Consider the following 14,564-nt stretch of genomic DNA (forward strand, 5'->3'; position numbering starts at 1 on the left):
TTCCCGAAACCCCGGAGAGCCCGTTCCATGACGTACCGAACCCTGCTTCCGCTGCTGTCGTCCGCGCTACTGTGCGCGCTGCTGGCCGGCCACGAGGCCGCGGCCGCCGACTTCGTCGTGCGCAACGCGGCCGTGGTCGACGGCACCGGCGCGCCGGCGCGGCACGTCGACGTGCGCGTCGCCGGCGACCGCATCGCCGCGATCGGCAAGCTCGCGCCCGAACCCGGCGAACAGGTGGTCGACGCGCACGGCCTCGTCCTGGCCCCCGGCTTCATCGATACGCACAGCCACCACGACCGCGGCCTCGAGGCCAACCTCGACGCGCTGCCAGTGGTGAGCCAGGGCGTCACCACGATCGTCGTCGGCCAGGACGGCTTTTCCAGGGTGCCGATCACCGGCCTGTTCCGCCAGTACGGCGCCAGGCCGGCGGCGATCAACATCGCCTCGTACGTGGGCCACAACGCGCTGCGCGAGAAGGTGATGGGCGACGACGCCAGCCACGCAGCGACGCCGACGCAGGTCCAGGCCATGAGCCGCCTGCTCGCCGCCGACATGAAGGCCGGCGCGCTGGGCCTGTCGACCGGGCTGGAATACGACTCGGGCCTCTATTCCGAACGCGCCGAGGTGGTCGCGCTCGCGCGCGCGGTCGCGCCCTACGGCGGCCGCTACATCAGCCACATGCGCAGCGAGGACCGCAAGGTCTGGGATGCGCTCGACGAACTGCTGACGATCGGCCGCGAGGAGAAGATCCCGGTGCAGGTCAGCCACGCCAAGCTGGCGATGACCGACTTGTGGGGCCAGGCCGACCGCTTCCTCGGCCTGCTCGACAAGGCGCGCGCCGACGGCGTCGACGCGACGCTGGACGTCTACCCCTACGACAGCTGGCACAGCGGGCTGATCGTGCTGTGGCCCGAGCGCGACTTCGGCAACCGCGCCACCGCCGAGTTCGTGCTCGGGCATCTCTCCCCCGCCGACGGCCTGCGCCTGTCGCGATTCGACCCCGACCCGAACCTCGTCGGCAAGAGCGTGGCCGAGGTCGCGCGCCTGCGCGGCATCGACGAGCCCGACGCGGTGATGGCCCTGCTCCGCGAATCGGAAGCCGCCCACGGCTCGGCGAGCGTCATCAGCCGCAGCATGGACGAGCGCGACATCGCGAAGTTCATCGCCTGGCCGCAGGCGAACATCTGCTCCGACGGCAGCCTCGACGGCCTGCATCCGCGCGGCTACGGCACGTTCCCCCGCGTGCTGCGCATGTACGTGCGCGAGCAGAAGACGCTGACGCTCGAACAGGCCGTGCACAAGATGACGTCGCTGGCGGCGCGGCACATGGGCTTCCGCGACCGCGGCGAGATCCGCGTCGGCGCGGCGGCCGACCTGGTCCTGTTCGATCCGCGCACTGTGGCCGACCGCGCCACCTACGAGAAGCCGCACGAGCTGTCCGTCGGCATCGCCCGCGTCTGGGTCAACGGCACGACGGTGTTCGAGGACGGCAAGGCCACCGGCGCCCATCCGGGCCAGATGTTGCGCCGCCAGGGGTCGCACTGACATGCGCATCCCCGGACCGTACCTGCTGTTCCTCGGCGACACCCCGCACCGGCTGGACGCGAAGACCGCCAGTGGCATCCTCGACTGGCGCCCCGAGCTGTGCGCCGGGCAATGCCGGCTCGGCGCCGGCACGGTCGACCTCGGCCTGCCGGACATGACGCCGGCCGCCGCCGTCGCGGCCGGCGTGCGCACGCTGGTAATCGGCGTCGCCACGTTCGGCGGCGCGATCGACGACGCGTGGGTCGGCACGCTGCTCGCCGCGATCCACGCCGGCCTCGACATCGCCAGCGGCATGCACGCCCGCCTCGGCGAGCACCCGGCGATCGCCGCGGCCGCACGCGAGGCCGGCGTGCGGCTGTTCGACGTGCGGCATGCCGACACCCGCTTCGACGTCGCCTCCGGGCGCAAGCGCAGCGGCCTCCGCCTGCTGACGGTCGGCGTCGACTGCGCGGTGGGTAAGAAGTACGCCGCGCTCGCGATCCACCGCGCCCTCGCCCGGCGCGGCGTCGCCGCCGACTTCCGCGCCACCGGGCAGACCGGCATCCTCATCGCCGGCGGCGGCGTCGCGATCGACGCGGTCGTCTCCGACTTCGCCGCGGGCGCCGCCGAGACGCTGTCGCCCGACAACGCGCCCGGGCACTGGGACGTGATCGAAGGCCAGGGCTCGCTGTTCCACCCCGCCTACGCCGGCGTCAGCCTCGCCCTGCTGCACGGCTCGCAGCCCGACGCGCTGGTGCTCTGCCACGACGTGCGGCGCACGCACATCGACGGCTACCCGGACTATCCGCTGCCGACCCTCGCCGCCTGCATCGCCGCGAACGAACAGGCCGCGCGCCTGACCAACCGTGCCGCGCGCTGCGTCGCCATCGCGCTCAACACGCACGGCATGGGCGAGGTCGAGCGCGCGGACGCGCTCGCCCGCACGCGCGAGGAGACCGGCCTCGTCGTCTTCGATCCGATCGCGACCGGTGCGGACGCGGTCGCCGAAACACTGCTCGCCGGAACATGCGGGCTGCCGCAAGCAAGTCCACACACCCTGGGGGATATCGCATGAAACGCAAAACTCTGGCCCTGGTCACGGCGCTGGCCTGTTCCTGCAGCGCCGCCGCATGGGCGCAAGATCAGGACAACGCCGCAAACCCTGCCCACGCGCAGAAGCTCGAAGCCATCGAAGTCACCGGGTCGCGCATCCCGCGCGCGCAGGTCGAGGGGCCGGCGCCGGTGGTGACCATCTCGGCGCAGGACATCCAGCGCAACGGCTTCGCCACCGTCGAGGACATCATGACCTCGCTGACGCAGAACCTCGGCGCGCTCGACAACAACCAGTACACCGGCGGCTTCTCGGTCGGCGCGCAGGCGGTCGACCTGCGCGGCCTCGGGCCCAACCACACCCTGGTGCTGGTCAACGGGCGGCGCATCGCCGACTGGCCGCAGTCGTACGGCGGCGACAGCAACTTCACCGACATTTCCAGCATCCCCGCCTCGATGATCGACCGCGTCGAGATACTCAGCGGCAGCGCGTCGGCGATCTACGGGTCGGACGCGATCTCGGGCGTGATCAACTTCATCATGAAGCGCCACGCCGACGGCACCACCATCGATTACCGCGTGGGCGCCACCGAGCACGGCGGCGGCGGCTCGCAACGCCTGCAGATCTTCAGTGGCTGGGACAAGGGAGGCTTCAGTTCGGTGTTCGGCCTCGAGCTGGTCGACAAGAAACCGCTGTGGGCCTACCAGCGCAGCTTCACCGACTCGCGCCAGGACAGCCCGGCGGACCCGTCGAGGATCTACGCCGATCCGACCTGGGGCATCCTCGACGAGGACGAGAACTACATCGACCCCGGCGCGGCGACCTGCGCGGCGCTGGCCAGCTACGACAAGGGTACGACCATCCATGCCTACCGCAGGAACTGGGGCAACTACTGCGGCAGCTACCACTCCACCGCCTACGGCACGCTGGAGAACAGCCGCAAGGCGGCGAACTTCTGGGGCTCGGCCAACTACCGGGTAAACGACGGCCTCGAACTCTACCTCGACCTGATGGCCAGCACCTCGCATCAGGAAAGCTACTGGATGCCGCAGCGCTGGCGGAACTGCTACCCGCTCAACGGCGACTGCGCGCCCACGCCGTTCTACAACGCCGCCACCGGCCGGATCGAGCAATGGCAGCGCGAATACTTCACGCTCGAGGAAAACGGCGGCTTCAAGCCGGGCATGATCCGCAGCATCGACAACGCGATGACCTTCAACGTGGGCGTCAAGGGCACGCTGGACGACGGCAGGTGGCACTACGACGCGACCTACGGCCACTCGCAGAACAAGCTCAAGCAGAAATGGCCGGCGCTGGTCGCCGCCAGGGCGCAGGCGCTGTATCTGGGGCCGTCGCTCGGCGTGGACCCGGACAGCGGCCTGCAGATCTACGACGCGCCGCATTCGCGCTTCTACACCCCACTCACGGTCGACGAGTTCCGCTCGATCACGCGCGACTCGGTCGACAACAACAAGAGCCGCGCCGACACCGTGTCGGCGACCGTCAACACCACGGAACTGTTCAACCTGCCGGCCGGCCCGGTCGGATTCGCCGCGGTGGCCGAGTACGGCACCCAGTATTTCGGCCTCAAGGCGGACCCGCTCTCGCTCGACGGCAGCTACTACGGCCTGCACAACACCAGCGCGGTCGGCTCGCGCAGCCATGCCGGCGCGGGCGCGGAGTTCAGCGCCCCGCTGTTCTCGATGCTGACGCTGACCGGCGCGGGCCGCTACGACCGCTACGAGTACGGCGCCAACTCGTCGAGCAAGTTCACCTACGCGGTGGGCCTGGAATTCCGCCCGCTGGAAAGCCTGCTGCTGCGCGGCTCCTACGGCACCGGCTTCCGCGCGCCGGACCTCTCCTACCTGTACGCGGGCCCGAGCGGCTCCAACTCCACCGGCACCGACTACTACCGCTGCCGCCGCGACGAACCGGGCGCCGCACCGGATTTCATCGACGACTGCACCTGGGGCTACATCGGCTACAACGGCCGCAGCCACGGCAGCACCGAGCTGGACAACGAGACCAGCAGGTCGTTCACCGGCGGAATCGTGTGGTCACCGGCGCGCGGCCTGGACTTCACCGTGGACTACTACAACATCCGCCTGGAGAACGAAGTCATCTACCAGGCCAGCGACCAGATCCTGCGCCAGGAGGCCGATTGCCGCCTGGGCAGCGCCATCGACGGCACGCCGGTCGACATCGACTCGGGGCTGTGCCAGCAGGTCGTCACCCAGGTCGTGCGCAACCCGGCGACCGCACCGATCAGCCCCGAGAAAATCACCTCCGTGCTGGTGCTGCCGATCAATGCGGCCAGCGACCGCACGTCCGGCCTCGACTTCAAGGCGCACTACGCGTTCAACGCCGGGCGCTGGGGCGATTTCGGCCTCCATCTCGGCTACACCTACGTGATCGAGCACAAGATCCAGATGTTCGAGGGCGATCCGTTCGTCGACGAGCTGGCCGACCTCTACAACTACGTGATCCCGCGCGACAAGGCCAACTACTCCGTCAACTGGTCCAAGGGCGCGTTCTCGGCGACCCTGTACGGCGCCAGGCTGGGCGGCCTGCCGAACTACGTCGGCACGGAGCGCCTCGGCCCGACGTTCATGTACAACGCCTCGTTCGGCTACAAGTTCGACGAACGCACCAACCTCTCGTTCGTCGTCGACAACCTGTTCGACACCAAGCCCGCGCGCGACAGCACGTGGACCGGCTACCCCTACTACTCCCGGAACTGGTTCAACCCGGTGGGCCGCGCATATTTCCTCGAATTCAGCTACCGCTTCGGCGGCGAACGCTGACCCGGTGCGGCAACCCTCGCACCCTTCTTTCGAAAGCGACCGCCGGGTCGCTTTCTTTTTGCGTTCCGCCCTCTTCCGCCAATCGGGGTAGATCGCGCGCTCGGCCTGCGCCCCGTCGAATCGTGGAAGCCTTGAGCCAGCCCTGGCCTTCAATTCATCGCTTCATCGCGACACAAAGATATACACTTGCCGGAACCCCTCACCAGGAACCCAGGCGATGCCGGCGATCAGCTTCGAATTCTTCCCGCCCAAGACCGACGAGCAGCGCACGCAGCTGGACCGGACGGCGCAGGTGCTGAAGGCGCACCGGCCGGAATACGCTTCGGTCACGTTCGGCGCCGGCGGTTCCACGCTCAGCTACACCGGCGACACCGTGGCACGGCTACACACGCAGCATGGACTCAGCGTGGCACCGCACCTGTCGTGCATGGGCGGCACCCGGGCGGAGATCGCCGAACTGCTGGACGGCTACCGCGCGGCGGGCTACCGGCGCATCGTGGCGCTGCGCGGCGACATGCCTTCGGGCATGGCCACGGCCGGCGATTTCCGCTACGCCGCCGAACTGGTGCGCTTCATCCGCGAGCACTGCGGCGACCACTTCCACATCGAGGTGGCGGCGTACCCGGAGACCCATCCGCAGGCCGACGACGCATTGCGCGACCTGCAGCATTTCAAGGCGAAGATCGACGCCGGCGCGAACGGCGCAATCACCCAGTACTTCTTCAACCCCGACGCGTATTTCCGCTTCGTCGACGACGTGCGCCGGCTCGGCGTGAACGTGCCGATCGTGCCGGGCATCATGCCGATCTCGAACTACAGCCAGCTGAAACGCTTCTCCGACATGTGCGGCGCGGAGATCCCGCGCTGGATCGCCAAGCGCATGCAGGCGCACGGCGACGATGCCGACTCGGTGCGCGCGCTTGGTGCCGAGGTGGTGGCGCAGCTGTGCCAGCGCCTGCTCGACGGCGGCGCGCCCGGGCTGCACTTCTACACGCTGAACCGGGCCCGCGCCACGCAGGCGGTACTGCAGCAACTTTCCTGATCCGCGCGACAGCTATGCTGGTGCGATGCACCGGTTGGCCATCCTGCTCTGCCTGATCCTGCTCGCCTGTGCCGCGCCCGCCGCGGCGCAGACGCCGATCCATCGCTGCATCGGCGCGAACGGCGGCGCGGTATTCACCGACCAGCCTTGCGCCGCACTGCAGGCCACTTCGGTCAGCCCCGGCACCCGGCCCGGCAATGCCACTGCCCCGCCGGCCGCACCGCCGCCGATCCTGTGCGCCGCCAGCCCCGGCGAACTGCGCCAGAGCGTGATCGACGCCTTCGCCAACCGCGACGCCAACCGCCTGGCCGGCCTGATGTTGTGGGACGGCTATGGCCGCGGCGCGGCGATCGCGGACATCCGTTCGCTGGCCGAGCTGATGAAGCAACCGCTGCTGGACGCGGACCTCCCGAACGGCAGCGCACCGGCGCAAGCTGCCAGCAGCGATGCTCCGTTCGCCACGGACGCTCCGCCCGTTTCGCCATCGGCCGACAACCAGTTGGTGTTGCACACCGCCGGCAGCGGCGACCCGCGGGAACTGCGTTTCGACATCGTGCGCCAGGCCGGCTGCCTGTGGTTGCGCGACGCGAATTGACGCCGACCTGGCGCCCAGCAGTTATCATGGGCGGTCCCCAATGGAGAATCGAAATGGCCCAGCAATACCCCGAATGGATCTGGCAGAACGGCAGCATCAAGCCCTGGGCCGAGGCGACCACCCACGTGATGTCGCACGCGCTGCACTACGGCTCATCGGTGTTCGAGGGTATCCGCAGCTACGCCACGCCCGATGGCGCCGCGATCTTCCGCCTCACCGACCACCTGAACCGGTTGTACCAGTCCGCCAAGATCTACGACATGGCGCTGCCGTACAGTGCCGACGAACTGGCCGCGGCCTGCCGTGAAGTGATCCGCAAGAACGGCCTGGGCGCCGCCTACCTGCGCCCGGTCGCCTACCGCGGCCTGGGCGGTTTCGGCCTGTCCGCCGAAACCCCGATCGACGTCGCCGTCGCGGCGTGGCCGATGGGCCCCTACCTCGGGCCGGAGGCGCTGCAGAACGGCATCGACGCCTGCGTGTCGAGCTGGCAGCGTTTTGCGCCGAACACCATCCCGGCCGGCGCCAAGGCCGGCGGCAATTATCTTTCCGGCCAGCTGATCGCGCGTGAAGCGCGCCGCCTCGGCTTCGGCGAAGGCATCGCGCTGGCCTCCACCGGCCTGCTCAGCGAAGGCGCCGGCGAGAACCTGTTCCTAGTCTTCGACGGCGTGCTGCACACCACGCCGGCCAGCGCGTCGATCCTCGCCGGGATCACCCGCGACACGCTGAAAACACTGGCCCGCGAAGACGGCATCGAGGTGGTCGAGCGCGACATCCCGCGCGAATACCTGTACCTCGCCGAAGAGGTGCTGATGTGCGGCACCGCCGCCGAAATCACCCCGATCCGCTCGGTCGACGGCAAGCAGGTCGGCACCGGCAAGGCCGGCCGCGTGACCCTGCGCCTGCAGGAACTGTTCTTCGGCCTGTTCGACGGCCGCACCCATGACAAGTGGGGCTGGCTGGAGCAGGTGTGAGGCTGCGAGCGACTGCCGTACTCCCTCCCCTGCTTGCAGGGGAGGGCTGGGGTGGGGTCGCTCTTGATCTTCCTCGCAAGCCCGAGCCACCCCCTCCCAACCTCCCCCTGCAAGCAGGGGGAGGAGCTCAAGAAGCAGTGCGGACACTCCGCTAGAACTTGATGCTGGCGATCGCACCGTTGGCGTCGGCGCGCGGGCGCATCGAGACGTCCCAGCCGTAGAGTTCGCACAGGCGGCGCACGATCGCCAGGCCGAGGCCGGCGCCGCTGCCGCCGGCGCCTTCGCCGCGCACGCCGCGCTGGAACAGGCGCTCGGCGTCTTCCGGCTTGATCCCGGGGCCGGTGTCGATCACCTCGATGCGGCCGTCGCCCACTTCGACGCGCACGCTGCCTTCGAGCGTGTACTTGATCGCGTTGCCGACCAGGTTGGTCAGCGCCACCGACAGCACCGAGGCCGGTGCGTTGACGTTGACCGGCTCGCTGACGGCGAGCTCGATACTCAGCGGCTTGCCGCGCATCTGCGGCCGCTGGCTCTCGATCACGTCGGCAGCGACCTTGCCCACCTCGGTGGTCTCGCCGCGGGTGGGGCCGCGCCGTTCGGCGCGCGACAGCAGCAGCAGCGCCTCAATCAGCTCGGTGGCCTGGCGCGAGGCGCGCTCGATCCGTTTCAACCGCTCGCTCAGCTTCTCGGTGAGGTCGGGCGAGCCCTGCAAAAGTTCGGTCGTGCTGGCGATCACCGCCAGCGGCGTGCGCAGTTCATGGCTGACGTCGGAATTGAACTCGCGGTCGCGCTCGACCATTGCGGTGAGCCGCGCCGAGTATTCGTCCAGCGCATGCGCCAGCTCGCCCACCTCGTCGTCGGCGAAATGCGGCGCCAGCGGTTCGGCCTTGCCGACCTTGCGGAAATCGCGCAGACGATTGGCCAGGTCACTGACCGGCTTCAGTACCTTGCGCGATAGCCACATGCCCAGCACCAGCGAGAGCAGGCCGAACAGAAATACCGCACCGATTACGCTGAACAACAACTGCTGCTTGCCGAGTTCGTCGCGGGTAACGTCATAGCGGATGAATCCGATCAGCCCGTACTTCTTGCGCACGGCAAGCTTGTAGTGATGGGTCGTGCCATCGGTTCCTGTCTCATAAATATCGTGCACGCCGCTGTCGAGCGCCTGCCAGGAAAGCGGCATGTTGTAGAGCGTGCGATCGCTGCGCATCCACGCCTCGATGAGGTCGGAACCCGCTGGCTTGGTGGGATCCTTGTGCACTTTCTCGACAGCCTGATCCACGTCCTGCTGCAAGGACGCGGTAACCAGCTGGCTTTCGACTTTGGCGCGAATGTTCAGCGCGGCCACGGCAAACAACGCGCTGAGGCCGAAGCCGAACAGCGCGAAGGAGACGATCAATCGAAAGCGAAGCTTACGCCTGGACTGCATCCGGCTCGACCATCCGATAGCCAATGCCGTGCCGCGTGTGGATCAGCGGCTTGTCGAACGGTTTGTCGATCGCCGCGCGCAGACCGTGGATGTGCACGCGCAGCGAATCGCTGTCGGGCAGTTCCTCACCCCACACGCGCTGTTCCAGATCCTGCCGGGTGACCACCGACGGGCTCGCTTCCATCAGCGCCTGCAGCAGCTTCAGGCCGATCGGGTTCAACTGGATCGACTTGCCCTCGCGGTTCACCGTGAGCGTGTCGAGGTTGAAGGTGAGGTCGGCCACTTTCAGCACGCGGCTCTGCGGCCCCTTGCCGCGGCGCGCCAGCACTTCCAGCCGCGCGGCCAGTTCCTGCAGCGCGAACGGCTTGGTCATGTAGTCGTCGGCACCGGATTCGAAGCCGGTCAGCTTCTGCTCCAGCGCGTCGCGCGCAGTCAGCATCAGGATCGGGGTCTGCTTGTGCGCCTCGTGGCGCAGCTTGCGCGCGACCTCCAGGCCATCCATGCCAGGCAGCGTGAGATCCAGCACGATCACGTCGAAGTCGTGCACCACCGCCAGGTGTAGGCCGGTCACGCCGTCGCCCGCGAAATCGACCACGTTGCCCCGGTCTTCCAGATAATCGCCGATGTTGGTCGCGATATCGCTGTTGTCTTCGATCACCAGTACGCGCATGTATCACTCCTGCGCAGCCGGCACACGGGCCGGCTGGAGTTGCAAGCTTAACAATCTTGTGTGAAGCCGGCGCGCCGGCCGCGCCGTGAAACTGAATGGGGTGCCATACAGGCAAGAAAAAGGCCCAGATGCGCGACTCGCCGTCGCCCACCTGGGCCCAAGTACTGCCCCGATACCATCGTCTGCCATCACCTGGCCGTTCAGGCCACCGTGCTGCAAAAAACAGTGACTGCTTTATAGGGGGTCGGTGGTTACGGTGTGGTTAACGTGCCGCGAACTGGCGGGCCGTGCCTGCCCTATGAAGCTGCTGTGGAGCGGGCGGCGCAGCGCTCAAGCCTTGGCCGGCTTGCGGCGCGGGCGGGTTTCGGCGTGGGAATCGTGGGCCTGCGCCTGCAGCAGATCCATGATCGCGCCGGCCACGTCGACGCCGGTGGCGGCCTCGATGCCTTCCAGGCCGGGCGAGGCGTTCACTTCCAGCAGCAACGGGCCGCGGTTGGAGCGCAGCAGGTCGACGCCGGCGATGCCCAACCCCAGCGCGCCAGCCGCGCGCACGGCGATACGCCTTTCCTCGGCGCTCAGCGTGGCCGCCATCGCGGTGCCGCCGCGGTGCAGGTTCGCGCGGAAATCGCCCGGGCTGGAATCGCGCTGCATCGCTGCCACCACTTTCTTGCCGACCACGAAGCAGCGCAGGTCGCTGCCCTTCGCTTCGGCCACGAACTCCTGCACCAGGAAGTTCGCGTACAGGCCGCGGAACGCCTCGATCACGCTCTGCGACGCGGCGCGCTTCTCCGCCAGCACCACGCCAGTGCCCTGGCTGCCTTCGTTGAGCTTGATCACGTGCGGCGGATCGCCGAGCAGGGCCAGCACGTCGTCGGCGTCGTCCGGGTTGTCGCCGAACACCGTCACCGGCATGTCGATGCCCTGCGCGGCGAGGATCTGCAGGCAGCGCAGCTTGTCGCGCGCGCGCAGCACCGCGTCGGACGGGTTCGGCGTGTATACGCCCATCATCTCCAGCTGGCGCAGCACGGCGGTACCGTAGAACGTGCTGGTGGTGCCGATGCGCGGGATCACCGCGTCGATGTCGCGCACCTCCTTGCCCTTGTAGCGGATCGACGAGGCACCCGGCGCGATGCGCACGTAGCAGCGCAGCGGATCGAACACGCGCACCACGTGCCCGCGCACGCGCGCGGCCTCGACCAGGCGCTTGGTCGAATAGAGTCGGGTATTGCGCGACAGGATCGCGATCTTCATGGGGTGGCCGTCATCGAAGGTCCGTGGCCGCCGTCAGTGGCCGCGCCTGGGTATAGGAACGCGCCGGGTCCACCGCAAAACGCCCGCTCAGCGCGCTGCGGCCCAGCAACATCGGAAACAGCATATGCCGACGATCGGTCAGGTTGATATCGACGCTGAACTGCTGCCCGGCCAGTTGTACTTCACTGCGGATGAACCAGCGCTCAGTGCGCCGGCCACCGGTGTCGGTCACCGTGCGGCGGTCCAGCGCCGGCGCCTCGCAGCAGATCTCCAGCGGCTGACGCCGACCCGCATGGATAGTGAAACGCAGCCAGGTCGCGCCCTCGCGCCGGAAGGTTTCGAGGGTGTCCACATGCAGCGAACTGCTGCGCGCGCCGGTATCGAGCTTCGCCTTGAGCATGCCGATACCCAGCTGCGGCAACGCCAGCCGCTCGCGCCAGCCCAACGTAATCAGGCCCGCGGTGATCAGATCCGCCATAAGGACTTCGGGATTGCTCGGGGACCGGGGAGTGGAGCGGGTGAAGGGAATCGAACCCTCGTCAGTAGCTTGGGAAGCTACAGCTCTACCATTGAGCTACACCCGCCTTGGCCGGCGGATGGTAACCCGGGATTCGCGTGGTTGAAAAGCTCGCGCCCTTCCCGGCCCTCGCAGGCAGGGGACATTCCTGCGACCGCACGTTCGTTCCCTCCCCCTGCGCAGCAGAGGGAGGTCAGGAGGGGGTGAGGCTTTTGATGCCGACCTGGCGAAGAGCAACCCCACCCCAGCCCTCCCCTGCGAGCAGGGGAGGGAGCAGAGCTGGAGGAGCAGAGCCGAGTCGCGCGGCCCAACGCGTGCTGAACAAGCGCCTGCGCATAATCCGGCGACGGTCATCGCCGGCCCGACAATGCACGTTGAGGCGGGGGTGTCGAACGGAAGCCCCGTGCCACCCGCGCCCACTCCCGAGGAGAGCACCACCATGTCCAGGTTTGTCGAGTTGTCCACGTCGTGGCGCCGTCACTGGCGAGTGCTGGCGATCACGTTGCTGTGCATGGCGGCGGGGTTGGCGCAGGCGCAGTCCGGCATCGACGCCGACGACAGCGCCGATCCGCCGAGCCGGGTGGCGCGGCTGTCGTACATCGCCGGCGACCTCGGCTTCCTGCCGGCCGGCGCGAAGGACTGGAGCGACGCCAACATCAACCGCCCGCTGACCACCGGCGACAAGCTGTCCACCGCCCAGGGCGCCCGCGCCGAGCTGGAGTTCGGCGGCGGCACGCTGCGCATCGACGGACGGACCGACTTCGGCCTGCTCGACCTCAACGACGAACTGGCCCAGATCGAACTGACCCAGGGCACGCTCAGCCTCACCGTGCGCCGCCTCGACGACGGCCAGAGCTACGAGATCGACACCCCGGCCGTGGCGCTGGTGGTCGACCAGCCCGGCACGTTCCGCGTCGACATCGACGAGCGCGACGGCAGCACCCGCGTCACCGCGTTCGACGGCGACGCCACCGTGTTCGGCGAGAACAACGCGCAGCGCTCGATCAACCCCGGACGCAGCTACCGCTTCGTCGACCCCAGCCTGTCCATGGTGACGATCACCGACATCGACGGCGGCGACGCGTTCGACGCCTGGGCCAGCGAGCGCGACCGCCGCTACGCGCAATCGGACAGCAGCCAGTACGTCTCCGACGACGTGGTCGGCTACCAGGATCTCGACCAGTACGGCGCCTGGCAGGACACCAGCGAGTACGGCGCGGTGTGGTTCCCGCGCGATGTCGGCGCCAACTGGGCGCCGTACCGCAACGGCCACTGGGCCTACATCGCGCCGTGGGGCTGGACCTGGGTGGACGATGCACCGTGGGGGTTCGCGCCGTACCACTACGGCCGCTGGGCCTACGTGCGCGGCGGCTGGGGCTGGATCCCGGGGCCGCGCGGCGTGCGCCCGATCTACGCGCCGGCGCTGGTCGCCTTCGTCGGCGGCGGTGGCTGGTCGGTCGGCATCGGCGGCGCGCCGGTGGGCTGGTTCCCGCTCGGCCCGGGCGAGTTCTACAACCCCTGGTACCGCTGCGGCCGCACCTACTACGCCAACGTCAACATCCGCAATATCCGCGGACGCCACGGCCATGATCCGCGCCGCGACATCGACGACCACTACAACCGCTACCGCCGCGGCCAGCCCGGCCGCGGCGACCACTACGCCAACCGCGACGCACCGCGCGGCTTTACCGCCGTGCCCGGCCGCAGCTTCGCCGACGGCCGCCACGTGCAGCGCGACATGATGCGGATCGACCCGCGCAAACTCACCGACGCGCCGGTGCTGCCGCGTGGCGTCGACCGACCGCGCCCGATCGCCGACGCGGCGAGGCCGCCGCGCAACACGCACGCACGCGACCTGCCCGCCGGCGGCTTCAACCGCCAGGTAGTGGCGCGCCGTGCGCCGCCCGCGATCCACGACGCACCCGTGCCCGGCCGCAACGACAGGTTCGCCGCCAAGCCGCGCAGCAATGTGCGCGTGCTGGATGGCCAGGACGACCTCGGTCGCGGCCGGCGCCCGTCCATGGCGAATCGCAACGACAACAGCCAACGCCAGCCAGCCACCACAACCGGGCAGCTTCCCGCCGTCCCGCGCATCACGCCGGCCACGCCCAACCGCAGGCCGGACATGCTGCGCGACGACGGCGAACTGCGCTCCGCCCGCTTCGCCCACCCGCGCGACCGCGACGACGCGGATCGCCGCGAAGCGACGCCGCGCCCGGGCGTCAGCTACATCGCCGGCAGCCGCCCTGCCCCGGCGCAGCCGAACAACTCCACCCTGCCGCAGGTACCGCAGATCCAGCGCACCGACCCGCGCCGTATGCCGGCCGACGACCAGCGCTTCCAGCGCTACCAACCCAACCGCAGCGTGCAGCAGGAACGGCCGCAGCCGACCGCGCCGACGCGCAACCTGGCCGAGCCGCGCTTCCAGCGACCCGAACCCGCGCCGCGCGAGTACGTGCGCGAGCAACAACCACGCCCGATGCCCGCACCGCCGCGGCGCGAGCCGGTGTCGCAACCTCGTCCGCAGCCGCAGTACCAACCGCCGCAACGCACCGCGCCGCCACAACCGCGCGCCGAAGCGCCACGACCGCAGCGCAGCGAATCGCGGCCGCCCAACCGCAAGAATGCGGAGCGAGTGCGCGAGGACGAGAGGCAGCACTGAGGCAAGAGTCTGACCCCACCCCAACCCTCCCCTGCAAGCAGGGGA

11 protein-coding genes and 1 tRNA gene are annotated in these 14,564 nt (G+C 69.0%); 7 read left to right on the forward strand and 5 right to left on the reverse strand.

From position 1 onward, the window contains the following. Positions 1-27 precede the first annotated feature (27 nt). From ASG75_RS08005 to ASG75_RS08030, 6 genes are all read left to right on the forward strand, one after another. Positions 28-1,545 carry a D-aminoacylase gene (locus ASG75_RS08005; RefSeq protein ID WP_056387648.1) on the forward strand — a complete coding sequence of 506 codons (1,518 nt, stop codon included), beginning with the start codon at positions 28-30 and terminating at the stop codon, positions 1,543-1,545. A gap of 1 nt (position 1,546) precedes the next feature. Continuing rightward, positions 1,547-2,599 (forward strand): DUF1611 domain-containing protein, encoded by a 1,053-nt coding sequence (locus ASG75_RS08010; RefSeq protein ID WP_056387651.1) that lies wholly within the window; start codon positions 1,547-1,549, stop codon positions 2,597-2,599. Continuing rightward, a complete protein-coding gene (locus ASG75_RS08015) occupies positions 2,596-5,379 on the forward strand; it encodes a TonB-dependent receptor (protein WP_056387653.1) in 2,784 nt (927 codons plus the stop codon). The genes ASG75_RS08010 and ASG75_RS08015 overlap by 4 nt, the downstream gene beginning before the upstream one ends. A gap of 217 nt (positions 5,380-5,596) precedes the next feature. Then, positions 5,597-6,421: a methylenetetrahydrofolate reductase [NAD(P)H] gene (metF, locus tag ASG75_RS08020; protein ID WP_056387656.1), complete on the forward strand. Its 825-nt coding sequence runs from the start codon at positions 5,597-5,599 to the stop codon at positions 6,419-6,421. A 25-nt stretch (positions 6,422-6,446) separates the two neighbouring features. Beyond that, entirely contained in the window at positions 6,447-7,016 is a 570-nt protein-coding gene (locus ASG75_RS08025; protein ID WP_056387659.1) for a DUF4124 domain-containing protein, read from the forward strand. A 53-nt stretch (positions 7,017-7,069) separates the two neighbouring features. Continuing rightward, complete coding sequence (locus tag ASG75_RS08030; protein ID WP_056387662.1) at positions 7,070-7,987, forward strand: branched-chain amino acid transaminase; 918 nt, start codon at positions 7,070-7,072, stop codon at positions 7,985-7,987. A gap of 151 nt (positions 7,988-8,138) precedes the next feature. On the opposite strand, the gene ASG75_RS08035 is transcribed toward ASG75_RS08030, so the two are convergent. The 5 genes from ASG75_RS08035 to ASG75_RS08055 form a co-directional block, all read right to left on the reverse strand. After that, positions 8,139-9,419, reverse strand: a complete 1,281-nt coding sequence (locus ASG75_RS08035; protein WP_056387664.1) for a HAMP domain-containing sensor histidine kinase — start codon at positions 9,417-9,419, stop codon at positions 8,139-8,141. Beyond that, positions 9,403-10,089, reverse strand: coding sequence for a response regulator transcription factor (locus tag ASG75_RS08040; RefSeq protein WP_007509416.1), 687 nt, complete (start codon positions 10,087-10,089; stop codon positions 9,403-9,405). The genes ASG75_RS08035 and ASG75_RS08040 overlap by 17 nt, the downstream gene beginning before the upstream one ends. 330 nt (positions 10,090-10,419) lie before the next feature. Beyond that, positions 10,420-11,340 (reverse strand): 30S ribosomal protein S6--L-glutamate ligase, encoded by a 921-nt coding sequence (rimK, locus tag ASG75_RS08045; protein ID WP_056387669.1) that lies wholly within the window; start codon positions 11,338-11,340, stop codon positions 10,420-10,422. A gap of 10 nt (positions 11,341-11,350) precedes the next feature. Continuing rightward, on the reverse strand, positions 11,351-11,818 hold the full coding sequence (locus ASG75_RS08050; RefSeq protein ID WP_056387672.1) for a RimK/LysX family protein: 468 nt from the start codon (positions 11,816-11,818) through the stop codon (positions 11,351-11,353). A gap of 32 nt (positions 11,819-11,850) precedes the next feature. Continuing rightward, positions 11,851-11,924: transfer RNA gene (locus ASG75_RS08055), tRNA-Gly, on the reverse strand. 372 nt (positions 11,925-12,296) lie between these two features. Here ASG75_RS08055 and ASG75_RS08060 point away from each other — a divergent pair. Continuing rightward, positions 12,297-14,519 carry a FecR family protein gene (locus ASG75_RS08060; protein ID WP_056387675.1) on the forward strand — a complete coding sequence of 741 codons (2,223 nt, stop codon included), beginning with the start codon at positions 12,297-12,299 and terminating at the stop codon, positions 14,517-14,519. Positions 14,520-14,564 lie beyond the last annotated feature (45 nt).

Source organism: Rhodanobacter sp. Soil772, assembly GCF_001428385.1.
In the GTDB taxonomy this organism is placed as follows: Bacteria; Pseudomonadota; Gammaproteobacteria; order Xanthomonadales; family Rhodanobacteraceae; genus Rhodanobacter.